The following is a 22,438-nucleotide window of genomic DNA, read 5'->3' as shown; positions in this document are numbered from 1 at the left end:
CATCACTCTCCTTTTTGCGCGGCGGCGGCAAATGCGCGGTGCTGCTGATCCGCCAACAAAAGCGCCAGCGCGCATGAGGCCATACGGGTTAAGGCGTCATCGGCGCGGCTGGTGAGAATAATCGGCACGCGGGCACCCACGACCAGGCCAGCACCGGTGGCATCAGCTAAGTGGCTTAGTTGCTTCATTAGCATGTTGGCCGCCTCTAAATCGGGCGCTAGCAAAATATCCGCGCGCCCCGCCACCGGCGACACAATTCCTTTGGTTTTGGCAGCGGCTTCTGAGACAGCGTTATCAAACGCCAAAGGGCCATCCAAGGTACCGCCGGTGATTTGACCACGGTCCGCCATTTTGCACAGCGCAGCGGCATCCAGCGTTGAGGAGATTTTAGGGTTGATCGTCTCAACAGCAGACAGTATCGCCACTTTTGGGTCAAGATTGCCCAACGCATGCGCAAGCTCAATGGCGTTTTGGACGATATCGCGCTTCTGATCCAGCTTTGGATAGATATTGATCGCCGCATCGGTAATCAACAGCGGGCGCGGGTAAGTCGGCACGTCGAAGGCCATCACATGGCTTAGGCAGCGCTCAGTACGCAGCCCACTTTCCCGATTCACCACTTCGTGCAGCAGTTCATCAGTGTGCAGCGCCCCTTTCATCAAGGCATCCACACTACTTTGGCGGGCAAGCGCCACGGCTTTTTCTGCGGCGGCGTGACTATGCGGTGTATCGATTAGCTCAAAGTCACTGATATCCACCTCGGCTGCCTCAGCAGCGGCGCGAATTTTCTCCTTCGGCCCCACCAGCACCGGGATAATCAGCCGCTGCGCGGCGGATTCCACCGCACCGCGAATAGAGCTTTCATCCACGGGGTGAACCACGGCGGTACGCATGGGTTCAGGGTGATCGGCCGCGGTGAGAATCTCGTGTAAACGACCGCGCTCAGTTAAGCGCACTTTAGGCATAACCGTGCGCGGGCGGCGAATTTTTTTGGTCGGCGCCAGCACTCTCGCCTCCCCTTCGATCACCGTATCACCGCGCTGATTTTCGCAGCGGCAGGCGAAGGTGATCTGGTGGCGCTCCTGGTCCTTCTCTAACACCTTAACCGACACCCTTAGCACATCGCCAAGCCGCACCGGTGCCTTAAAGCGAAGCGTTTGCCCCACGTAGACGGTTCCCGGCCCAGGTAACTGCGTACCAAGTACGGTCGAAATCAGCGCGCCACCCCACATGCCGTGGGCAATCACTTCTTGAAAGCGACTGCTTTTGGCAAAGTCATCATCCACATGCGCCGGATTCACGTCGCCGGACATGATGGCAAAAAGCTTGATATCTTCCATCGTCAAGCGTTTTTCCAAGTGCGCTTCATCGCCCACACAAATTTCATCGAAGGTACGATTTTCAATCACGTCGTCCAGTTCACTCATCTGCTCCCCCTTTTACTTTACCTAGCTATTCGGTTCAGCTTTACAACATAACTGTTCAAAAAAGCAGTCAAAAACTTGATCAAAAAAAAACAGTTAAAACCGAATGTGATGACCAGCATCGACATAATGAGTGATGCCGGTGACTGCCGAGCCCGCTTCAGAGGCTAAATACACCACCGCGTTGCCAACGTCGCGCGTACTGGCTAAGCGGCGAAGCGGCGAACGGCTTTCACCGTCGCGGGCTAGCTCGTCGAATGCCTCAAGACCCGAAGCAGCGCGAGTACGGATGGGGCCCGGTGAAATGGAATTTACGCGAATGCCTTGGGTACCAAGCTCCTCAGCCAAATAGCGGGTGGTGGATTCCAGTGCCGCTTTTACCGGTCCCATCATGTTGTAATTATTGACAACTTTTTCGCCGCCGTAATACGTCATATTAAGCAAGGCACCGCCATCGCTCATTAGCGACTCGGCCTGCTTAGCCATACGAATGAAGGAGTGACAAGAGACATCCATCGCCAGCGCAAAGCCGTCTTGGGAGCTGTCGGTTACCCGGCCATGCAGATCCTCTAGCGGTGCAAAGGCGATGGAATGAATGACAAAATCGACTCGCCCCCAGCGTTCTTTAGCGCGTGTGAATAGCTCGTCAAGCTGATGCTCTTTCTGTACATCGCAAAGCATCAACTCAGGCCCTCCCATTTCAGGCAATAACGGCGTGATAAAACGCTCCGCTTTGGGGGAAGCATAGGTCACAATACATTCGGCCCCTGCTTCATGCAGTGCCTGTGCACAGCCAAACGCGATACTGTCTTCATTGGCAAGACCCGCTACAATGCCGACTTTTCCTTGCATCGAAAATACGCTGGGCACGATGTCCTCCTTTGCAATAGACGTCACAATCGCTCTTATACTGCACTGCAATATATGAACCAAGCAAGACCGTTTAGAAAAACTTCACATGTAAAGCTGTTAGTATTAGCGCTAAATCATGACACCTTAACGAATGGCTCACTTAACCTTTTACGGATACCTGATGGATTTTTTCATTTCACTTTCTCGGCAGCTAAGGGATAGCCTACGGGACCTCGCACCGGTGGTACTGGTCATTGGCTTTTTCCAACTCGTCGTGATCCGCCAACCTTTACCTGACACACTGTCCGTGCTCGACCTTGCCTTGGGGCTGGTGTTTGTCGTTGTGGGCCTAACCCTGTTTATCAAAGGGTTAGAGTTAGGGCTTTTCCCCATTGGCGAAAATCTCGCACGCGCTTTTGTGCAAAAAGGTTCGGTGTCTTGGTTACTGGTCTTTGCATTCGCCTTGGGGTTTGGCTCCACGGTGGCAGAACCAGCGCTCATTGCCGTTGCTGCCCGGGCGAGTGAAGTCGTGTCTGAAGGTGGGCTGATCGCCAGCACCGAAGCCGCGCAACAGTCGTTTGCGTTTATTTTGCGCATGGTGGTCGCGGTTTCTGTCGGCACGGCCGTGATCATCGGGGTACTGCGGATTCTGAAAGGGTGGCCGCTGCACCTGATAATTATCGGAGGGTATGTCTTAGTCCTATTACTGACACTGCTCGCTCCCAGTGAAATTATCGGTATTGCTTACGACTCTGGCGGTGTCACTACGTCCACGATTACCGTGCCGCTCGTAACGGCACTGGGCGTTGGCTTAGCCACCGCCATTAAAGGACGTAACCCCATGCTGGATGGTTTTGGCTTAATTGCGTTTGCTTCAGTCATGCCGATTATTTTCGTCCTGCTTTTCGGGATTTTTGGCCTTAACTTTTTTGCTGGGAGCGCCTGATGACGTTAGTCGCCACTTTCTGGGATACGTTACTCGATATTTTGCCCATAGCCGCCATTATCTTTGGTTTTCAATACTTGGTGATTCGCAAGCGCATTAAGCGGCTTTCTCAAGTATTGACCGGGTTCTTTATGGTGTGGGTGGGGCTTTCGTTCTTTTTGGTCGGGCTCGAACAAGCGCTCTTTCCCATGGGCGAATTAATGGCCACACAGCTCACCGATCCTCATTTTCTCCCTGAGCTTGCCGCCGGTGCCGAACGTCACTGGAGTGACTATTATTGGGTTTACCTGTTCGCGTTTACCATTGGGGCGAGCACCACCATCGCCGAGCCTTCTCTTATTGCCGTGTCGCTTAAAGCCGGTGAAATTTCCGGCGGTACCATTAATCCGCTCATGCTGCGTATTTCAGTGGCTTTGGGGATGGCGTTCGGGATTACGCTGGGCACTTGGCGGATCGTGATGGGGTGGCCGCTACAGTGGTTTGTGCTAGTGGCTTATATTCTCGTGATTATTCAGACATTCCGCTCGCCTCGCAGCATTATTCCGCTGGCGTTCGACTCAGGCGGTGTCACCACCTCGACTATCACCGTCCCCATTATTGCTGCGCTAGGGTTAGGACTTGCTGCCACGATTCCAGGCCGAAGCCCCATCATGGATGGCTTTGGCATGATTGCATTGGCTTGCTTATTCCCCATCATAACCGTGATGGGGTATGCCCAAATTGCCGAGTGGTTAGAAAAAAGAAAACCTTCATCAGACATCACTCACAGTCACTCAGATCACACGACATAACACTTGCACGCCTAACTATATATCTGGCGTTATAAGGAGAATGGAATGCGTTTTAAGTTAATTCTGGCGCTCGTTGACGATGAGCGCACCGACGCCATCCTCAAAGCGGCACGTAATGCAGGTGCAACGGGCTCAACGGTGATCAACAACGCGCGCGGGGAAGGCTTAAAAAAAGCCCGTGGTATTTTCGGAATGGAAATTAATTCACAGCGTGATGTATTGCTATTTCTCGTTGAGGAGCATATCAGCTGCACTATCCTTGAAGCGATTGCAGACGTGGGGGAGTTTGATGAAACACCGGGTACAGGCATCGCCTTTCAAGTCGATGTTGAAGATGCTATCGGTGTAAACCATCAAATCAAATCGCTATCGGATACGGTCAACCAGGCACTATAAGGAAAGCACCCCATGTCAACTCAAGAGAGCGCTATTACCGCGCGGGATATCATGCATCAACACTACCTTCTCGTTGATGGATTTGTCACCGTTGCAGACGGCATTAAATTATTGTGTGAACGGAACGCAACCGTTTTGGTGATCAAAAAACGCAATGAAAATGACGAGTACGGCATTGTGCTGCCATCTGACATTGCGAAAAAAGTCCTAGCGCCAAATCGTGCGGCAGAACGTATCAACTTGTATGAAATTATGAGTAAGCCAGTGATAGGCGTTCGCCCCGAAATGAACGTACGTTATTGCGCACGCCTATTTGATCAGTTCGGCTTAGCGCTCGCCCCCGTCATAGATCACCAGCATCAGGTAATGGGGATTGTTGACTATTCAACCTTGGTCCTGCATGGCCTTGCGCCACAGCACGGTATTTGCGTTTAACCCCACTTTTACTGCATTTATGAAGATATCATGCGCCAGCGCCGCCACTGGCGCATGATCACGCCATGCTTGGATGAAATTAACAAAGCCATGAGAAACAAGCCGGTGGCAACCAGGACAATGGCGCCGCCGGAGGCCACATCCAGCACAAACGAGAGCCACAGCCCAAGCACCGCCGAACTCACGCCCACCATCACCGAAAACCACAACATAGTGGCAAAACGATCGGTTAACAGATGCCCCGTCGCGCCGGGGGTAATGAGCATCGCGACCACTAAAATCATGCCGACTGTTTCAAGACTTGCCACAACCGACCGCGCCCTGAAGCGATCCACATTGAATGTAAGTAACCTGTCTCAGGGACAACTAAATAATCAATAATCATTTAATTCTGGCGAGTGGCATTGTCGGGGCCATCGGGTGGGCGGCCTGTTACGGCCTTCTTCCGCAAGCGTCGACGAATCACCTCTCCCCCATCAGACGAGAGCAGCCAACATGGCGCGTCGAGATCATCCAAGATTCAGGCTGAGTATCTACCGTAGACTAGGCGCAATCGCTACCGGCAAACCAATGGCCCTGCTCATCAGGATCGGCGATGCGCTTACCGCCAGTCACCAGCGTATGATGCATTCCTGGCCAATCAGCCCTCCGCTCTTGCTAATTGCTGGATTCTTGATATTGATCCTTGTGGGAACGGCACTGCTCAAGCTCCCCCTTTCCGTTGACGCTCCCATTTCATGGCGTGAGGCCCTCTTTACCGCTACCTCCGCGGTAACCGTCACCGGTCTGGTTGTCGTCGACACCGGCCCCACCTTCAGTGTCTGGGGCGAGGCTGTCATTCTTGTATTGATGCAGGCGGGTGGTCTGGGTCTCATGACATTCGCCGTCATGGCCTTGCTGTCACTCGGTGGGCGCATCAGAGGCCAAAACCACTTGGTTGCTAGTGGCTACTACAACGAAACCCACCCTCGGGACGTCCTGCGTACCGCCAAGGTGGTAGTCAAACTGGCGCTGGTAATAGAGGGTGTCGCCCTGGTTCCCCTGGCACTGGTCTGGGTGCCCGAACATGGCTGGATGCAGGGGCTCTGGTGGTCACTGTTCCACACCGTTTCCGCCTTCAACAATGCCGGCTTCACTCTTTCACCCGACAGCCTCATGGCATACACCGGACACCCGGTCATCAATACGGTAATCCCCGCCCTCTACCTCATCGGAGGCTTCGGCTTCATCGTGATCATGGGAATTCTCGACTATCGCCCCAGTCGGCAACTGGACATCAACGTCAAGGTCGTGCTGTTCGGCACCTTGGTATTGAGTCTCATGGGAGGCGCGATGATCTACATGCTGGAATCGGATAACCCGGCGACATTGGCAACCCTACCCAGTCTTTCCGATCAGCTCTGGGCCTCTTGGCTGCAGGCGACGACACCGAGAACCGCAGGTTTCAACACCCTGGATATCAGCGCCATGACCCAGCCCACCAGCCTCGTGCTGATGCTGCTGATGTTCATTGGGGCGGGGGCCAACGGTACCGGCAGCGGCATCAAGGTCGCCACCCTGTTCGTCCTGCTCTCCGCCACCTGGACCTACATTCGTCGTCGGCGCGAACCCACGCTATTTTCGCATACCATTGATACGACTACCCTGCTCAAGGCGCTTGCGGTAACGGTGATGGCTGTCCTCGGCACCTTCATGGGCACCCTGGCCCTGTCCATCACCGAAGACGCCGATCTGCTGACGGTGGCGTTCGAAGCCACGTCCGCTCTTGGCACCGTGGGACTGACGCAGGGCTTGACGTCGGAGCTTTCCGGCTGGGGCCAGATGATTGTCATGATGATGATGTTCGTGGGGCGCGTATGCCCGCTGACGGTGGCCTATCTGGTCGGCTCCGCCTTTGCTTCCTCCCGAGACTCGACGAAGACAGAGCTGCATATTGGCTAGAAGCTAGAGGCTAGCGGCATGACGATGACAACTAATGGATCACGCTGTTCGGCTGGCGCCTGGCCTGTCCCACCACGTTCATTGCTCGGTCGCGGACCCATCTAAGTCATCCCAGCACAGGCGGTGAGGGTCGAAGTCGCCTAACACCGCCGGCTTGACGATCTGGAAATAGGGCGAGAGATCGAAGTCACGAGGCGTGAACAGGCTGTGGTGGCGACGACGCAAGATCTGCCGCCGACATCCAATACACTGCTGCTCATCCTGCTGCCACTCCTCGATAGGCAGGATCGGATAACGAATGGACTGGAACGCCTCGGCGATCAACGTCGAACAGATTGCCCGGGTCGGTTCGCCGCTGCCAAGTGCCAACATGCCCCGCCGCCAGCGCGCAGGCAGAGGCGGGAGCGGTAGGAAATAGCGAGCCAGATCAAAGATATTACGCAGATCGTAGCGATGCCCCACGCGGCCTAGGGCATAACCTGTCAGCGTCTCGATCTCGGCAGGCGAGAGGCCCACCGGACGACAGATCCTCAGCGGCATCCCCACGAATTCTTCTGGCCCTACGCTGCGGACGCCCTCGGCCACGTCTGCCTCGATGAAGCAGCAACCCTCGATGGGGCCACCGACACGCTCGACCGCCTGAGTACCGATGAATAACGCCGCATGGGACCAGGAGGACTGGGTCAGGTACTTGATAACAGTGCTTAAGCGTGACGATCCCTCCACCAGCAGCACGTCGCCCGGTTCGAGGCAGCCCAGCAAATCACGCTCGACCCGGCTCTCCATCTGAAGCCAGGGGCGCGAAGCCGTCAGCCAGCAGCTAAGACGATAGCCACAACCTTCGAGTATCTTGGACATGTGCGCCTCCCCCGCCCCTATAGGCTCTCTTGCAGCTCATGTCGATAAATCGCCATATCGACCGATGCCTTATGAGGGACATAAGACAGAATGCCCCGCACACAACCCGCCCGACAGATGCCGGGCGGGTGGATATCGCTGACAGGTGATCAACGAAGTTCAGTGGTCAAATAGTATTGCTGCGTAGCCCTCTGGCGCGCCCCCTGTGTACCTTGCACTTCCAAGGTGTAGCGGCCAGGCAGCAGGCTATGCTGAAGAATGAAGTCACTTCCCCGAATGTGGGAACGGGCCACCACGTTACCGTTGCCATCCCGAAGTTCTGCTTTCATCCGGCCAGAGATCCCCTCGGGGCTCCACTGCTGGCTGGCCACGCGCAGCTGACTTGGGCCATCCACTTTGACGCGGTAGTGATCGACGCCGGGAATCATAATGACTCTCCTTTCTCTGCCTTTCATTAAAAGGATCACAGAGCGTGAATCCTTGTTAATTAGTAGGAAAGGAGAGAGTTTACTTACGATATCCCAGACAAAAATCAGGTGATATTTTTTTATCGATAAGCGCGGAATACCCCCACCCAAGCCACGTATTGGATGGGGATGGATAGCGCGGCGCCCATTGGACGCTTGAGTCTTGCTTTCTTACATAATACTGACTATTTTGTAAGGTATGAAAACCGAACGCGCTTTCAAATACCGTTTCTACCCAACGCCTGAGCAAGAAGCCTTGCTGGCGCGGACGTTTGGGTGCGTGAGGTTTGTCTGGAACGCCGTGCTGCGCTATCGCATCGATGCGTTCTATGAGCGTCAGGAAAAAATCGGCTACAACGACGCTAGCGCGTTCTTAACCCAGTTAAAAAAGCACCCCGATACCGTCTTTCTCGCCGAAGTTAGCTCGGTACCGCTGCAACAATGCTTGCGCCATCAGCAATCAGCGTTTAAAAACTTCTTCGCCAAGCGTGTCAAGTACCCACGCTTTAAATCGAAAAAGAATCGTCAGTCAGCAACGTTTGCCAGTTCGGCATTTTCGTACCGCGATGGCCAGATCACGCTGGCCAAATGCAGCGAGCCGTTGAATATTCGCTGGAGCCGTAATCTGCCCGCCAAACCGAGCAGTGTCACGGTGTCTAAAGACCGCGCGGGTCGTTATTTCATTAGCTGCTTGTGCCAAGTGGAAACAGAAGCCTTAGACATCGTGCCGACAATGGTTGGTATCGACCTGGGGCTGAAAGACCTGTTCGTGACCAGTGACGGCCAACGGGTCAATAATCCGCGCCATACCGCACGGTACGAACGCAAGCTAGCGAAAGCGCAGCGTCGCCTGAGCCGTAAGCAAAAAGGCTCCAACAACAGGGCCAAAGCCAAGCAAAAGGTGGCCAAGTGCCACGCCAAAATCGCCGATACCCGGCTAGATCATCTTCACAAACTCACCCGCGAGATCGTTAACGAGAACCAAGTGATCGCAGCGGAGAGTTTGCAGATAAAGAACATGGTCAAAAATCGCCATCTGGCCAAGGCCATCAGCGATGTGGGCTGGGGTGAACTGGTGCGCCAGCTTGCGTACAAGACGGATTGGGCGGGACGACAGTTCGTCCAAATCGACCGCTGGTATCCCAGTTCAAAACGCTGTTACCACTGCGGGTTTGTGAAAGAGTCGCTATCGCTGGACGTTCGCACTTGGGATTGCCCAGATTGCGGCACCCAAGGCATAGACCGCGACATCAATGCCGCGCGCAACATTTTGCAAGCCGGTACGGCGCTATTAGCCGGTGCCGAAAGTTGAGGTAAATACCGAGGGGCACTCGGAAATAAACGCCTGTGGAGTTTGTGTAAGACCGGCAATGCCAAGGCATTGAGGCAACGGACAACGAAGCAGGAACCAGAAAGGTGACGACCTGGGAATCTCCATCCTAAAACGCGCCAGCGCTGAAGGGTGGGGAGGATGTCAAATCTACAACTGCAGTGCTTGAGATGAATTTCATGATTTTAAATAGCTAGCTGTAGGGTTCCGGGCAGTCAATCATCCGGTGCCCTAAAGCTAGACTGACATCTTTTATTGCAAAACAATTTAATTCATTGTTTTAAACAGTCTTCGCTCACGAAAAAGCTAATGTAATCAATTGCTGTTGCGCTTAGGATGCAAGGTAGTCGGGTGCACAAATATTATTGCGAGAGGGTGACGTCGGGTCGCTGCTGAGTTTTTCATCAGCGCCGTGCATTGCAGAAGGCGGACAAGGTAGGAAATTTACGTAGTAAAAAGCAATTTGCCAGTTTTTATTGCAAAATTTGTCATTTTTCATTGCAAACGACAGAAATGGAGGCGGCCCCGAAAGCCACATCCCGGCACACACATCCACCACTACCGTTGCTCCCTTCCGGGCCTGGCGGGGTTCGCGGTTTAGCGTTGCGGGAGGACCTAAGGGGCCACCATAATCGCGAGTACTTGCAACTGTTATATCTTAAGTTACATCGTACAAATTTTGCGTACGCTGTGGTGGCTACGCCCTGATTTGAACAGGGGACCCCATCATTATGAGTGATGTGCTCTAACCAACTGAGCTACGTAGCCTTTCCGTCACAGCGGGTGCAGATTATGCCTATCTTGATAGGTAAAGGCAAGCCAGATTGCGGCTTGCCTTTTACATCACCCGATGCGGACGATCAAAACGTTAGTTAAGAGCGGCACGCACGGCAGGCAAGCCAGGCTCACCATCAAGAGTCGTTACGCCGTCAAGCCATGCTTCTAGCAGCTCATCGTCAGCCTGCTGAAGATAGTCACGTGCTGCGTCGCGCGGGTCTTCGCCGTCATCCATGATCTCGGCCATCAGCTGGTTTTCCATCTCCAGTGTGAATGTCATGTTATTAAGCAGCTTGCCCACATTCTCGCACTCTTGCGCGTAGCCACCACGAGTATTGGTATACACCGTTGCGCCGCCCAAATTAGGGCCAAAATAGTCGTCAGCGCCTGAGAGATAGGCCATATCGAAGTTGGTGTTCATCGGATGCGGCTCCCAACCAAGGAACACCATCCAATCTTCGTTGGGTACCCGCGCGCGCAACTCCGCGAGCATGCCCGCTTCGCTGGAATCGACCAAACTCCATTCACCTAGACCGAAGGCGTCGTCATCGAGCATTTGCTGAATCAGCTCGTTACCGTCATTGCCGGCTTCAATGCCGTGCACATCGCTGTCAAACTTCTCGGCGTGTTCGTCGAGGTCGGCAACCGAGGTCACGCCAGCGTCATACACATACTGCGGGACGGCCAGGGTGTACTTAGCCCCTTCCAAATTGGCAGACAAACGATCAACACTACCGTCTTCTACATAGGGATCGCTGATGGACGCCATTGACGGCATCCAGTTACCCAAAAAGACATCAAAATCACCATTTTTCATGCCCGAGTAGGCAATAGGGACTGAAACCGTATCGATACGTGTCTCGTACCCCAGGGCTTCTAGCACCTCGGTGGCAAGCGCTGTGGTCGCGGTGATATCGGTCCAGCCGACTTCAGCAAAGCGTACTTCTTCGCATTGATTCGCTTGAGCTGTGATCGGCAGACCGGCGGCAATAAGCAGCGTTCCCGCCAAGCGATAACGTGTAGTTAATAATGGCATAGTCATCTCCTTCAGTGAGGTTTTTACAAGATATAGAGTGGATCAATGGCCAATAAAATAGCAAAATCTTTTTATTAATTGAACGTTCAATAAAAAGATGTCACACTACACAGGTAATCACGCTTAAAGGTGAGATTCAAGTCAACCACGCATGTCACGACCGCCGCCGGAACGTCGATAAGGAGGGCACGATGCCAAAAGTCGGAATGGAACCCATACGCCGCCAGCAACTAATTCACGCAACCATGTCGGCCATTGATGATGTTGGCTTGGCTGAGGCTACCGTGCTGCGTATTGCGCGCCATGCAGGGGTGTCAGCCGGCATAATCAGCCACTACTTCGGCGGTAAAGACGGCCTGTTAGAAGCCACTATGCGGCAGATCTTGACTGACCTCAGCAATGCTGTGGCGGCGCGGCGGCGTATACTGACCGATAACTCGCCGCGAGCGCATATTGGCGCCATCATTGAGGGTAACTTTGACCGCACCCAGGTCACAGGTCCCGCAGCTAAAACATGGCTCGCTTTCTGGGCCAGTAGCATGCACAAGCCGATGTTGCAGCGCCTGCAAAACGTCAACGACCGACGTCTTTATACCAACCTCTGTCACCAGTTTCGGCGCGTGATGCCGCGCCCGCAAGCGCGCAACGCGGCTCGTGGCTTGGCCGCGATGATTGATGGTTTGTGGTTACGTGGTGCGCTAACCCCGGAAGGCTTAGATGCTGAGCAAGCGCGTACGCTCGCCCACGCATATCTCGACCAGTTACTTTCTCCAGAAACGGTTCAAAAAACAGCTCAAACATGGGTATGAAAGCCTTTGCCACTTCCCGTGTCAGCACACTTTTTAAATGTTTAATCGACCCAGCTATTGACCGACTTAACTTTTAATCGACTCAATTTTGAATTAACAGTTTTTGCAATTCCCATTTTTGCGATAAACGAAAAGGAGCAACGCATGGCTCAACAAGACACGCTGTCAAATACCCTTCCGCTTTACATTGACGGTTGCCACGTAAAGGCCACGTCCGGCGAGACGTTTGACATTACCAACCCGTTTGATGGCAGTCCGTTGGCAACGGTCGGCCAAGCGAGTCAGGCAGACGTCGACGCAGCCGTTGAAGTGGCCAAACGCGGTCAGCGCGAGTGGGCCGCGATGACCGGCATGGAGCGCGCACGCATTCTGCTACGCGCCGTCGCTTTGCTGCGCGAACGCAACGACGAATTGGCTGAGCTTGAAACCCGCAATACCGGCAAACCGATCAGCGAAACCGCGAGTGTGGATATCGTCACCGGTGCTGACGCGCTGGAGTACTATGCGGGCCTCGCCCCCGCCATCGAGGGTAGGCAAATTCCACTGCGCGATAGCTCGTTTGTTTACACCCGTCGCGAGCCGCTGGGCGTGATCGGGGCTATTGGCGCCTGGAACTACCCGATTCAAATCGCTTGCTGGAAAGCCGCCCCGGCGCTAGCGGCAGGCAACGCTATCGTATTTAAGCCCAGCGAAGTCACGCCGCTCACCACCATGAAGCTTGCCGAGATTTTCACCGAAGCCGGCCTGCCCAACGGTGTGTTCAACGTGGTGCAGGGTGACGGCCGCGTCGGCGCCATGCTGACCGCGCATGAAGGCATTGCCAAGGTCTCCTTCACCGGCGAAGTGGGTACCGGCAAAAAAGTCATGGCGGCAGCGGGTAGCTCAACGCTTAAAGACGTCACCATGGAGTTGGGCGGCAAATCGCCGCTAATTGTCTTTGAAGATGCCGACCTTGACCGCGCCGCCGATGCCGCGATGATGGCGAACTTCTACTCCAGCGGCCAAATCTGCACCAACGGCACACGGGTATTTGTCGAAGCAAGCGTCAAAGAGGCGTTTGAAGCCAAACTGGTGGAGCGCGTTAAGCGCATCAACGCCGGCGACCCAATGGACCCCAACGTTAACTTTGGCCCGCTGGTGAGCTTTGAGCATCAGGAAAAAGTGCTTTCCTACATTGCGCTGGGCAAAGAACAAGGCGCGCGCGTTTTGATCGGTGGCGACGACTGGAACAGCGGCAACTACGCTGATGGCGCTTGGGCCGCTCCAACGATCTTTACCGATTGCACCGATGACATGCGTATTGTGCGTGAAGAAATCTTTGGCCCCGTGATGTCAGTGCTCGCATTTGACGACGAAGCAGACGTGATCCGTCGTGCCAACGATACCAATTATGGCTTAGCTGCGGGCGTGTTTAGCGAAAGCCTCAACCGTGCGCACCGCGTGATTCATCAGCTGGAAGCGGGCATCTGCTGGGTCAACACCTGGGGTGAATCGCCTTCCGAAATGCCGGTAGGCGGTTACAAAGAGTCCGGCATTGGTCGTGAAAACGGCGTCGAAACCCTCGCCCACTACACCCAAACCAAATCGGTACAGATCGAAATGGGTCAATTTGAGTCGGTGTTTTAAGGAGCTGATATGGCGCAAGTTAAAGAGTTTGATTACATCATTATCGGCGCGGGTTCAGCGGGCAACGTGCTGGCCACGCGGTTAACCGAAGACAGCAACGTCAGCGTGCTGCTATTGGAAGCCGGTGGTCCGGATTATCGTTTTGATTTTCGCACGCAAATGCCCGCTGCCCTTGCCTACCCGCTGCAGGGCAAACGCTACAACTGGGCGTTTGAAACCGACCCTGAACCCTACATGGACGGTCGCCGTATGGAGTGCGGCCGTGGCAAGGGGCTTGGCGGCTCCTCGCTGATCAACGGTATGTGCTACATCCGCGGCAATGCGCTTGATTACGATAATTGGGCGAAACAGCCCGGGCTCAACGATTGGGATTACTTAAGCTGTTTACCGTATTTTAAAAAGAGCGAAAGCCGCGATATAGGCCCCAACGCGTATCACGGCGGTGATGGCCCCGTAAGCGTGACCACCCCGAAGGCAGGCAACAATCCGCTTTATCGTACCTTTATCGAGGCCGGAAAACAGGCGGGTTATCCTGAAACAGAGGACGTCAACGGCTACCAGCAAGAGGGCTTTGGCCCCATGGACCGTTTCGTCACGCCTAAGGGCCGCCGCGCCTCTACCGCGCGTGGCTATCTGGATACCGCCAAGCAGCGCGACAACCTCACCATCGAAACCCATGCGGTTACCGATGTGATCGAGTTTGACGGCAACCGTGCCGTTGGCGTGCGCTATGAGCGCAAGGGCCAAGCCCAACAAGCTCGTGCCCGCCGTGAAGTGCTGCTGTGCGGTGGCGCCATTGCCTCGCCGCAGATTCTGCAGCGCTCCGGTATTGGCAACCCAGAACTGCTTAAAGAACTCAATATTGAGACGGTTCACGCCCTGCCCGGCGTCGGTGAAAACCTCCAAGACCACTTGGAAATGTACATTCAGTACGAGTGCAAAGAGCCCATTTCGCTCTACCCAGCACTCAAGTGGTACAACCAGCCCAAAATCGGTGCTGAATGGCTACTTAAAGGCACCGGCATTGGCGCTAGCAACCAATTTGAATCCTGCGGTTTTATCCGCAGCCGCGATGAAGAAGCATGGCCCAATCTGCAGTACCACTTCCTGCCCATCGCGATCAGCTACAACGGTAAAAGCGCGGTGCAGGCCCACGGCTTTCAAGCTCATGTCGGTTCCATGCGCTCCGACAGCCGCGGGCGCATCCGTCTGACATCCAAAGACCCGCACGCCGCGCCCAGCATTCTTTTCAACTACATGTCGAAAGAGAAAGACTGGGAAGAGTTTCGCGATGCCATTCGCCTTACCCGCGAGATCATCGCCCAACCGGCGTTTGCGCCATACCGCGGTCGTGAGATTGCGCCTGGCCCGGATGTACAAAGCGACGAAGAACTAGACAGCTTCGTTAAACAGCACGCTGAAACCGCCTATCATCCTTGTGGCAGCTGCCGGATGGGTGAGGACGATATGGCCGTCACCGATGGCGAAGGCCGAGTGCACGGTGTTGAGGGGCTGCGGGTAGTCGATGCCTCGCTATTTCCTCTTATTCCCACCGGCAACCTTAACGCGCCGACGATTATGCTCGCGGAAAAAATTGCTGACCGCATCCGTGGCCGCGAACCACTGCCCCGCGCTAACGTTGATTATTATGTCGCTGATGGGGCTCCCGCCAAACAGCACTGACACACAACACTGACACAAGCCTTTACGAGTAAACGCGATAACGTCGTAGCCAAGTGCTGCGGCGTTTTTTTTTTTTTTTATGTCCGCAAAAATGCCGAAATGCTTGCACTAAACGGCACCGGTCTGCCAATATTCAAACAGGTGTTTAAATACGTCTATGACCTCTACCGCTATACCCACACACTTGGAGTGATTCTATGCTCACCCTACTATTAATTGTGCTCGCCGTTATCGGCTTGCTCGTGGTAATGCGCCGCGAAGCTGGGGCAACACCCGCGCTTGCGGTGCTTGCCGTGCTTGGCGTTATCGGGCTTGTTGTCGATGCGCCGGTTATCGGCATACTGCTGTTGATCGGCGCTGCCGCTATCGCCATTACCGGTTTGCCCGCCTTGCGCCGAAAATGGCTCACCCCACGCTTATTTGCGGTGTTCAAAAAAGTTGCGCCCAAGGTCTCCGATACCGAGCGGACCGCGCTCGAAGCGGGCACTGTCTCTTGGGACGGTGAGCTGTTCTCCGGTAAGCCTCAATGGAACAAGCTGCTTAACTTTAAAGACGACGGCCTACGCGACGATGAGCAAGCCTTCCTCGATAATCAGTGTGCCAAGGCTGCCGGCATGTGCAACGCCTGGGACATTGCTCAAGAGCGCGCCGATTTACCGCAAAAACTTTGGGACTACCTGAAAAAAGAAGGTTTCTTCGGCATGATTATTCCGAAGGAGTACGGTGGCTTAGGCTTCTCTGCCAAAGCGCAGTCCATGGTGCTGCAAAAGCTCTCAGCCAACGAAACCTTGATGGTAACAGTGGGCGTACCTAACTCGCTCGGCCCGGGCGAGCTTTTGCTCAAGTACGGCACGCAAACGCAAAAAGATCATTACCTGCCTCGCTTGGCTGATGGTCGCGAAATTCCGTGCTTTGGTTTGACTGGCCCTCGCGCCGGTTCGGACGCCACCTCGCTGCCGGATACCGGTATTGTCTGCAAGCAGACGATTGACGGAAAAGATGTGGTCGGCGTGCGGCTGAACTTTGAAAAACGCTGGATTACGCTCGCCCCGATTGCCACCGTTGTCGGTTTGGCCTTCCGCCTGTTTGATCCCGAAAACCTTTTGGGCGACGAAGAAGATCGCGGCATTACCTTAGCGCTGATTCCCCGCGATACCGACGGCATGGAAATTGGTCGCCGCCACCACCCGATTGGCAGCCCGTTTATGAACGGCCCGATCAAAGGTAACGACGTATTCGTGCCGCTAGAGACCATCATCGGTGGTGAGAAGATGATTGGCGAAGGCTGGCGCATGCTGGTTGAGTGTCTGTCTATCGGTCGCTGCATCACCCTACCCTCCGGCGCCACCGGCACCGCCCGCTATGCGCTGGGATGGAGCGGTGGCTTTACCAGGGTGCGCCGCCAGTTCAACGTCCCCGTGGCGGAAATGGAAGGCGTGCAGGAACCTTTAGCGCGCATGGCATCGCTTGGCTATATCTCGCAGGCAACGGTGTATCAAACCGCCAACCTGATCGACCACGGCGAAAAGCCCGCGGTACCCTCGGCAATTCTGAAAAGCCAACTGACCGAGTTCCAGCGTGACATCCTGGCCGATGCAATGGACGTACACGGCGGCAAGGCAGTAACGCTTGGCCCGCGTAACTACCTGGGTATCGGCTACAGCGCCAACCCGGTGGCGATCACCGTGGAAGGCGCCAACATTATGACGCGCAACCTAATGATCTTTGGCCAAGGTGCGATTCGTTGTCACCCTTACGTGCTAGATGAGTTGGCTGCGAAAGACGCCAATGACATCAAAGGCTTTGATAAAGCGTTCTTCGGCCACGCCGGCTTGATCTTTGGCAATGCCGCGCGCGCCTTTACCCATGGGCTGGGGCTAGGCAAACAATCGACACCGTTTGACCGCCCCGCCCACGTATACGCACAAGATATCGCCCGCCTCTCGGCTGGCTTTGGCCTGTGCGCCGATGCAGCCATGGCAAGCCTTGGCTCGGCCTTGAAAAAGCGCGAAATGCTGTCAGCCCGTCTCGGCGATGTGCTCTCCAACCTTTATCTGGCGTCCATGGTACTCAAACAGTGGCAAGCCGGTGACAAGGTGGAAGGCGAAGAAGCCCTGCTACATTACAGCTGCCGTTTCTTGCTCCAGCGCGCGGAACAGGCGTTTGTCGAGATTTTCGATAACCTCCCCAACCGGGCACTGGGCAAAATACTGAAAGTGATCGTGATGCCGACCGGCCGCCGCTGGAATCGTCCACACGATAACTTGGCGCGCGATATTGCTAAGCGCGTTTCCACTCACTCGGCACTTCGCACTAAGTTATTAAACAACACCTGGGATAAAGACGACGGCGACGAACGTAACCCGCTGGCCCGTTACAATGCACTTCTGCTGGATTACGACCGCGCTGAAGGCCTCTATCGCACGCTAAACAAAGCCTATGCCAAGGGCGAGTTGCCACAAACGGCTCTTCATCCCGAGCAGCGTGTCGAGGCCGGGCTAGAAAAAGGCCTGATTAACGAAGAAGACGCGACGTTCATGCGCGATTTTGAAAAAGAAGTGTTAGAAATGCTCACCGTTGATGACTTCGCTTACGATGCGTTTGCGAACGATAAATCGACGCTGATCAACCACAACTCGGAGCCCAGCACGACCATTCCGGCTGCCGCGGCAGAAGCCAACGTCAAATAACGTTTACGTAGGACTACCATTTGCGTTGACGCACAACGAGCCGGCCTTTCGAGGTCGGCTTTTTTATTAGCCCGATTTTGTTTGCACAGTGGTTAAAGCGGCCACACCCACAAAATCATAGGGATCGCAACCGTCATTACCACCATGGATAACGGTAACCCCATTTTCCAGAAATCACCAAAGCGGTACCCGCCAGGCCCCAACACCAAGGTGTTTGACTGATGGCCAATCGGTGTTAGAAACGCGCACGATGCGCTCACTGCCACTACCATCAAAAAAGGGTCTAAGGAGGCGTCAAAACCTCTCGCTAGGCTTGCGGCAATCGGTGCCATCAGCACAGCGGCAGCGGCATTGTTCACCACGTTGGAGAGCACCATTGAAAGTATAAAAAGCCCGATTAGCGTCACCACCACCGGCCACTCGCTGCCAAAGTGCAAAAGCGTATTGGCAATCAACGCTGCCCCACCGCTAGTTTCTAGCGCCTGTCCCACCGGAATCATCGCCCCTAACAACACAATCACTGGCCCATCAATTGCTTGATACCCTTCGCGTAAAGGCAGAACCCCCACAAGCAGTGACAGCAAAGCGGCCGAACTCAGCGCCACCGCGGTAGGCAATATATCCAATAGCATGGCGATAATGGCTAAGGCAAAAATCGCCACTGAGAAAAATAGTTTACGCGGCTGACCGAGGTTGAGTTCGCGCTTAGCAAGCGGCAGGCATCCAAGCGTGGCCAGGCTTTCATTGATTTCGTTTTCACCGCCTTGGAATAACAGCACATCGCCCCCTTGAAAGCGAATATCACGCAGGCGCTGTTTTAGCCGCGAACCGTCCCGCGCGACTGCGACCAGATGCAACCCAAACTGGTGATGTAAACGCAGTTGACGAACACTGCGATTGACCATCATGGAGTCAGTGCGCACAACAGCTTCCACCAGCTGAAGTCCTTGTGTGTCGACTTGACGCGCTGGCGTGTCATCATCGTTTTCACTATCCGCCTCCTCAGGTTCCACGACCACACTCAACCCGGCTTTATCCTCCAAGAGCTTAAGTTCATCGGGACCGGCTTCGAGCAGCAAAATATCGCCTTCCCGCAGAGAATCGTAAAACGCATACCCTGCGCGGCGCTTGTCATCACGCACCACGGCCAAAACGGGAATTGTCTCTTCCAGCTCCTCTTGTAGCTGCTGAAGGGTCAAGCCATTTGCTTTGGCCTCTTCATCAACGCGGAGCTCCACGAGATAATTGGCGGTATCAAACATATCTTCAGCGGTTGCCTGCCCCGCTCGTTGGGGAGTTAAACGCCAGCCGAGCACTACAATAAATAAAAGCCCGACAACCGCTACGCTCGCGCCAACCGGGAAAAAACTGAACATACCGAAATTTTCCCCCACCACATCGCCGCGGTAGCTCGAAATAATAATGTTAGGCGGTGTGCCGATCAGGGTGGTTAAACCACCCAATAGCGAGCCAAAGGCAAGCGGCATTAATAATAGCGATGGAGACGTATTGTGTTCACGCGAGACCCGCATCGCCACGGGCAGAAGTAGAGCTAATGCCCCCACGTTATTCATCACACCGGATAGCACCACGACGGTGCCAACTAGCACCGTCAGCTGAAGCAGCAATCGTTCCCCTACTTTCAATACCTGGTCGGCGATAAGGTCCACGACGCCGGCACGCTCAAATCCACGGCTTAATACCAGCACGGCCACCACGGTGATCACCGCCGGATGCCCAAAGCCGTTAAATGCATTTTCCGCCGGTACCAACCCAAGCATAACCGAGCCCAAAAGAGCCGCCAGTGCAACTAAATCATAGCGAAAGCGCCCCCACATAAAGGCGATAAGCGTAAGACCCAACACACTAAATACCAGCGTACTCTGCGCCATCCCTAAAGCATCAAGTTCCATAGTGGCCTCATATGCCTCATATGCCTCATATGCCTCATGTGCCTCATGTGCCTCATATGCGAGGACAAAAGCTACTACCAAGCATTAACGAAAACGGGCACCTATTTTCACAGGTACCCGTTACTGCTCGCCTGTGCATTAATGTGGCGAGAGTCACACGTTTATCAGCAATTCATCATGTATTCAGCAGCGTCTTAATTACTGTTCGTAGTGCTTTCATCACTGTTCGTAGTGCTTTCACCACTATCAACGTCGTTGTTAGCGCTTTCCTCGCTCGCGCGATTCTCTAAAGCGTTTAGCTCGTCACGCCAATCTTCCAACTGGTTGTTTAATCGCTCAAGCTGAGACTCGCGCTCGTCAATATTCGTATTGATGCTTGCCAGCTCATCGCGGCCAATATCCAGCGCGACCAACAAATCATCCAACTCGCTGCGTGTTTGCGCCAAGCTTTGCTGCTCCTCTTCGTGCAGCGCTTGTAGTGACTCTATTTCACTATTTAACTCATCGCGCTCGGCGGCAAGCGCATCACGCTCTTCTACCATCGCGTCATACTCTTGTTGCAAGGCATTCATGTCTTCATTGAGAGACGTAAGCTGAGTGTTAGCCTCTTCAATGTCGGCATTCAGCGTTTGCAGTTCCGCTTCGGCTTGTTCGCGTGCCGCTATCGCATCCTCACGCGCCTGTTCTGCCTGGTCGCGAGCCTCAATGGCTTCCTGGCGAGCCTCTTCCGCGTCTTGGCGCGCTTGTTCGGCAGTGTCGCGAGCGGCTTCGGCTTCTTCTTTCTCGGTTTCTACTTGCGCATATGTCTCACGCAGCTCGTCAAGGCGGCTCTGGGTCTCTTCTATTTGCTGGTTGAGCGTGTCTAACTCCTCTTCACGAGTTTCACGTTCTGTGACTAATACCGACAGCTCTTCTTCAGCATTGGCAATATCTGCTTGTGTTGACGCCAGGGTGGCTTCAGCGTCGGCTTGTTCAATCTCAAGCGCGTCCATCTCCTGACGCATTGAGGCCAGGTCCATTTCTGCTTGCTCAACATCGGATAATTCTGAGTTCAGCGCTTGGCGCTCGCGCTCGGCTTCTGCGAGCTGCTCTTCTAGCACTTCGACACGCTCAAGCCGCGTCCCTGCACTGGATTGCGCTACGATCGCCCAAATCACGGCAATGGCGGCAATCCCCGCAATGGCTCTGACGCGATTATCTGCTAGGAGTGTTTTCGTAGTAGGTTTATTGGCTTCTGTCATTGGTGCGTCCCTCTTTGGCTAACACTACCGCGGGCGGTAGCGAACGAGTGTATGCATGACGATTCAAATAGCTCACCTTGTACAGCATACACAGCTAGACATTTCTAGCCAGTCGCACTTTAGCGCAAAGCGTTAAAACACCTTACGTTTCGCTGCATAATGTTCAATTGACGCATTGCAAAAGAGGTGGATTACGTTTACTGAGAAAACCGCTTGCCTGCCCGGCGGGAGCATCAAACCACGCTAGCGTCCCGAGAAGCGCCACGACCTCTCCCACAATCAGCAGGGCTGGCGAGACGATTTCACCTGCTATAAAGCGCTCGGGAAGTGCAGCGAGAGTGCCTATATCCACCCGCTGACTACGGGTCGTTCCATGCGACACCAGTGCCAACGGCATGTGTGCGGGTAGGCCATGAGCTAAGAGATGTTGGCTAATCTCACTTAAGCTCCCCAAACTCATGTAGAACACGAGTGTTTGACCTGGCCTCGCTAGGGATTGCCAATCAAGCTCACATCGACCACTTTTTAAATGTCCGGTTACAAAACTCACCGATTGGGCATAATCGCGATGCGTCAGTGGTATACCGGCATACGCCGCGCAGCCCGATGCAGCGGTAATACCAGGAATAACCTCAACAGGAATTTGCTCAGCCGCTAACGCTTCGAGTTCCTCGCCGCCACGGCCGAAAATAAAAGGATCACCGCCTTTTAAACGCACGACGGCATTGCCGACCTTTGCCCAATCCACCAGTGCTTGGTTAATATTGTGCTGCGGAACACTATGGCGCGAGCGCGCTTTCCCTACGTAAAAACGTCGAGTTTTTTCAGGGATCATATCCAGTACTTCTTGGCTCACCAAGCGGTCATAAAGCACGATGTCGGCCGCTTGCAAGCGACGATAAGCCTTCAACGTAAGCAGTTCAGGATCACCGGGGCCAGCGCCTACCAGGCTCACGCTGCCGGATGGTTGTTCAGAAGTCGAATCAAAAAGAGCCAAGTCTCACCTCAAGGTGGAAAACAGTTTCAACTAGTGCCCACGTTAGCGAATCCCGAAAAGAACAAAAAGAAATAAATAATAAGATTTAAATTCCAAAAAAGAATATAGGAAGAATATCGCTTTGTCTTCCCTAGCTGTTTGGTCCCGGATGATGAAATCGCCCATAGAAGTTATCCTCTGCTAGCAGCCAGGGAGCTTCTTCATCAATTTATCCGGGAGCAGGTTC

The 22,438-nt window shown here is 54.3% G+C and carries 19 protein-coding genes, 1 tRNA gene and 1 other RNA gene; 10 read left to right on the top strand and 11 right to left on the bottom strand.

Annotation, left to right across the window (positions count from 1 at the left end; translation table 11 throughout):
* Positions 1-2: 2 nt before the first annotated feature.
* Positions 3-1,427 carry a bifunctional enoyl-CoA hydratase/phosphate acetyltransferase gene (locus QC823_RS05265; protein ID WP_309655308.1) on the bottom strand — a complete coding sequence of 475 codons (1,425 nt, stop codon included), beginning with the start codon at positions 1,425-1,427 and terminating at the stop codon, positions 3-5.
* A 93-nt stretch (positions 1,428-1,520) separates the two neighbouring features.
* Complete coding sequence (fabI, locus tag QC823_RS05260) at positions 1,521-2,294, bottom strand: enoyl-ACP reductase FabI (RefSeq protein WP_309655307.1); 774 nt, start codon at positions 2,292-2,294, stop codon at positions 1,521-1,523.
* Positions 2,295-2,457: 163 nt separating this feature from the next.
* On the opposite strand from fabI, the gene QC823_RS05255 reads away from it, so the two are divergent.
* Genes QC823_RS05255 through QC823_RS05240 form a run of 4 tightly spaced genes read left to right on the top strand, consistent with a single transcriptional unit; the run spans position 2,458 to position 4,844 of the window.
* Positions 2,458-3,222 (top strand): DUF1538 family protein, encoded by a 765-nt coding sequence (locus QC823_RS05255; protein ID WP_309655306.1) that lies wholly within the window; start codon positions 2,458-2,460, stop codon positions 3,220-3,222.
* Positions 3,222-4,013: a Na,Li,K/H(+) antiporter subunit UmpB gene (gene umpB / locus QC823_RS05250; RefSeq protein WP_309655305.1), complete on the top strand. Its 792-nt coding sequence runs from the start codon at positions 3,222-3,224 to the stop codon at positions 4,011-4,013. The genes QC823_RS05255 and umpB overlap by 1 nt, the downstream gene beginning before the upstream one ends.
* A gap of 45 nt (positions 4,014-4,058) precedes the next feature.
* Positions 4,059-4,409 (top strand): P-II family nitrogen regulator, encoded by a 351-nt coding sequence (locus QC823_RS05245; RefSeq protein ID WP_309655304.1) that lies wholly within the window; start codon positions 4,059-4,061, stop codon positions 4,407-4,409.
* 12 nt (positions 4,410-4,421) lie between these two features.
* A complete protein-coding gene (locus tag QC823_RS05240; RefSeq protein WP_309655303.1) occupies positions 4,422-4,844 on the top strand; it encodes a CBS domain-containing protein in 423 nt (140 codons plus the stop codon).
* Positions 4,845-4,861: 17 nt separating this feature from the next.
* Here QC823_RS05240 and QC823_RS05235 read toward each other — a convergent pair whose 3' ends face one another.
* Positions 4,862-5,152, bottom strand: a complete 291-nt coding sequence (locus tag QC823_RS05235; protein WP_309655302.1) for a metal ABC transporter permease — start codon at positions 5,150-5,152, stop codon at positions 4,862-4,864.
* 262 nt (positions 5,153-5,414) lie between these two features.
* On the opposite strand from QC823_RS05235, the gene QC823_RS05230 reads away from it, so the two are divergent.
* Positions 5,415-6,785 carry a TrkH family potassium uptake protein gene (locus tag QC823_RS05230; protein WP_309655301.1) on the top strand — a complete coding sequence of 457 codons (1,371 nt, stop codon included), beginning with the start codon at positions 5,415-5,417 and terminating at the stop codon, positions 6,783-6,785.
* A 78-nt stretch (positions 6,786-6,863) separates the two neighbouring features.
* On the opposite strand, the gene QC823_RS05225 is transcribed toward QC823_RS05230, so the two are convergent.
* Together QC823_RS05225 and QC823_RS05220 are read right to left on the bottom strand one after the other, a co-directional pair.
* Positions 6,864-7,643 carry a YiiX/YebB-like N1pC/P60 family cysteine hydrolase gene (locus tag QC823_RS05225; protein WP_309655300.1) on the bottom strand — a complete coding sequence of 260 codons (780 nt, stop codon included), beginning with the start codon at positions 7,641-7,643 and terminating at the stop codon, positions 6,864-6,866.
* Positions 7,644-7,792: 149 nt separating this feature from the next.
* Positions 7,793-8,071: a hypothetical protein gene (locus tag QC823_RS05220; RefSeq protein WP_309655299.1), complete on the bottom strand. Its 279-nt coding sequence runs from the start codon at positions 8,069-8,071 to the stop codon at positions 7,793-7,795.
* A 238-nt stretch (positions 8,072-8,309) separates the two neighbouring features.
* Here QC823_RS05220 and QC823_RS05215 point away from each other — a divergent pair, with 238 nt between their 5' ends.
* Positions 8,310-9,422, top strand: a complete 1,113-nt coding sequence (locus QC823_RS05215; protein WP_309655298.1) for an RNA-guided endonuclease InsQ/TnpB family protein — start codon at positions 8,310-8,312, stop codon at positions 9,420-9,422.
* A 541-nt stretch (positions 9,423-9,963) separates the two neighbouring features.
* Here QC823_RS05215 and ffs read toward each other — a convergent pair.
* From ffs to QC823_RS05200, 3 genes are all read right to left on the bottom strand, one after another.
* An RNA gene (ffs, locus tag QC823_RS05210) (signal recognition particle sRNA small type) lies at positions 9,964-10,060 on the bottom strand.
* Between the two features lie 71 nt (positions 10,061-10,131).
* Positions 10,132-10,208, bottom strand: a tRNA-Met gene (locus tag QC823_RS05205).
* A 100-nt stretch (positions 10,209-10,308) separates the two neighbouring features.
* On the bottom strand, positions 10,309-11,253 hold the full coding sequence (locus QC823_RS05200; RefSeq protein WP_422823591.1) for a choline ABC transporter substrate-binding protein: 945 nt from the start codon (positions 11,251-11,253) through the stop codon (positions 10,309-10,311).
* A gap of 191 nt (positions 11,254-11,444) precedes the next feature.
* On the opposite strand from QC823_RS05200, the gene betI reads away from it, so the two are divergent.
* The 4 genes from betI to QC823_RS05180 all read left to right on the top strand — a co-directional run bounded on the left by betI (position 11,445) and on the right by QC823_RS05180 (position 18,061).
* Positions 11,445-12,062, top strand: coding sequence for a transcriptional regulator BetI (betI, locus tag QC823_RS05195; protein WP_309655296.1), 618 nt, complete (start codon positions 11,445-11,447; stop codon positions 12,060-12,062).
* Positions 12,063-12,206: 144 nt separating this feature from the next.
* Positions 12,207-13,688, top strand: a complete 1,482-nt coding sequence (betB, locus tag QC823_RS05190; protein ID WP_309655295.1) for a betaine-aldehyde dehydrogenase — start codon at positions 12,207-12,209, stop codon at positions 13,686-13,688.
* A gap of 9 nt (positions 13,689-13,697) precedes the next feature.
* Positions 13,698-15,371 (top strand): choline dehydrogenase, encoded by a 1,674-nt coding sequence (betA, locus tag QC823_RS05185; RefSeq protein ID WP_309655294.1) that lies wholly within the window; start codon positions 13,698-13,700, stop codon positions 15,369-15,371.
* 197 nt (positions 15,372-15,568) lie between these two features.
* A complete protein-coding gene (locus tag QC823_RS05180) occupies positions 15,569-18,061 on the top strand; it encodes an acyl-CoA dehydrogenase (protein WP_309655293.1) in 2,493 nt (830 codons plus the stop codon).
* A gap of 92 nt (positions 18,062-18,153) precedes the next feature.
* Here the strand turns inward: QC823_RS05180 and QC823_RS05175 are convergent, their stop codons facing one another.
* The 3 genes from QC823_RS05175 to cobA form a co-directional block, all read right to left on the bottom strand.
* On the bottom strand, positions 18,154-19,974 hold the full coding sequence (locus QC823_RS05175; RefSeq protein ID WP_309655292.1) for an SLC13 family permease: 1,821 nt from the start codon (positions 19,972-19,974) through the stop codon (positions 18,154-18,156).
* Positions 19,975-20,168: 194 nt separating this feature from the next.
* On the bottom strand, positions 20,169-21,215 hold the full coding sequence (locus tag QC823_RS05170; RefSeq protein ID WP_309655291.1) for a coiled-coil domain-containing protein: 1,047 nt from the start codon (positions 21,213-21,215) through the stop codon (positions 20,169-20,171).
* A gap of 163 nt (positions 21,216-21,378) precedes the next feature.
* The gene (gene cobA / locus QC823_RS05165; RefSeq protein ID WP_309655290.1) at positions 21,379-22,212 is read right to left on the bottom strand and encodes a uroporphyrinogen-III C-methyltransferase; all 834 of its coding nucleotides are present in this window, start codon (positions 22,210-22,212) and stop codon (positions 21,379-21,381) included.
* Between the last annotated feature and the right edge of the window lie 226 nt (positions 22,213-22,438).

The organism is Vreelandella vilamensis, from assembly GCF_031451755.1.
Classification (GTDB): Bacteria; Pseudomonadota; Gammaproteobacteria; order Pseudomonadales; family Halomonadaceae; genus Vreelandella; species Vreelandella vilamensis.
The sequence above is the reverse complement of the archived record's forward strand: the minus strand, read 5'-3'. Positions and strand labels throughout refer to the sequence as shown.

What these genes read in the sequence shown, in the direction of transcription:
- QC823_RS05265 (WP_309655308.1), bottom strand. Translation starts at nt 1,427, where the DNA reads ATGAGTGAACTGGACGACGTGATTGAAAATCGTACCTTCGATGAAATT.
- QC823_RS05255 (WP_309655306.1), top strand. Translation starts at nt 2,458, where the DNA reads ATGGATTTTTTCATTTCACTTTCTCGGCAGCTAAGGGATAGCCTACGG.
- umpB (WP_309655305.1), top strand. Translation starts at nt 3,222, where the DNA reads ATGACGTTAGTCGCCACTTTCTGGGATACGTTACTCGATATTTTGCCC.
- QC823_RS05245 (WP_309655304.1), top strand. Translation starts at nt 4,059, where the DNA reads ATGCGTTTTAAGTTAATTCTGGCGCTCGTTGACGATGAGCGCACCGAC.
- QC823_RS05240 (WP_309655303.1), top strand. Translation starts at nt 4,422, where the DNA reads ATGTCAACTCAAGAGAGCGCTATTACCGCGCGGGATATCATGCATCAA.
- QC823_RS05230 (WP_309655301.1), top strand. Translation starts at nt 5,415, where the DNA reads ATGGCCCTGCTCATCAGGATCGGCGATGCGCTTACCGCCAGTCACCAG.
- QC823_RS05225 (WP_309655300.1), bottom strand. Translation starts at nt 7,643, where the DNA reads ATGTCCAAGATACTCGAAGGTTGTGGCTATCGTCTTAGCTGCTGGCTG.
- QC823_RS05220 (WP_309655299.1), bottom strand. Translation starts at nt 8,071, where the DNA reads ATGATTCCCGGCGTCGATCACTACCGCGTCAAAGTGGATGGCCCAAGT.
- QC823_RS05215 (WP_309655298.1), top strand. Translation starts at nt 8,310, where the DNA reads ATGAAAACCGAACGCGCTTTCAAATACCGTTTCTACCCAACGCCTGAG.
- QC823_RS05200 (WP_422823591.1), bottom strand. Translation starts at nt 11,253, where the DNA reads ATGCCATTATTAACTACACGTTATCGCTTGGCGGGAACGCTGCTTATT.
- betI (WP_309655296.1), top strand. Translation starts at nt 11,445, where the DNA reads ATGCCAAAAGTCGGAATGGAACCCATACGCCGCCAGCAACTAATTCAC.
- betB (WP_309655295.1), top strand. Translation starts at nt 12,207, where the DNA reads ATGGCTCAACAAGACACGCTGTCAAATACCCTTCCGCTTTACATTGAC.
- betA (WP_309655294.1), top strand. Translation starts at nt 13,698, where the DNA reads ATGGCGCAAGTTAAAGAGTTTGATTACATCATTATCGGCGCGGGTTCA.
- QC823_RS05180 (WP_309655293.1), top strand. Translation starts at nt 15,569, where the DNA reads ATGCTCACCCTACTATTAATTGTGCTCGCCGTTATCGGCTTGCTCGTG.
- QC823_RS05175 (WP_309655292.1), bottom strand. Translation starts at nt 19,974, where the DNA reads ATGGAACTTGATGCTTTAGGGATGGCGCAGAGTACGCTGGTATTTAGT.
- QC823_RS05170 (WP_309655291.1), bottom strand. Translation starts at nt 21,215, where the DNA reads ATGACAGAAGCCAATAAACCTACTACGAAAACACTCCTAGCAGATAAT.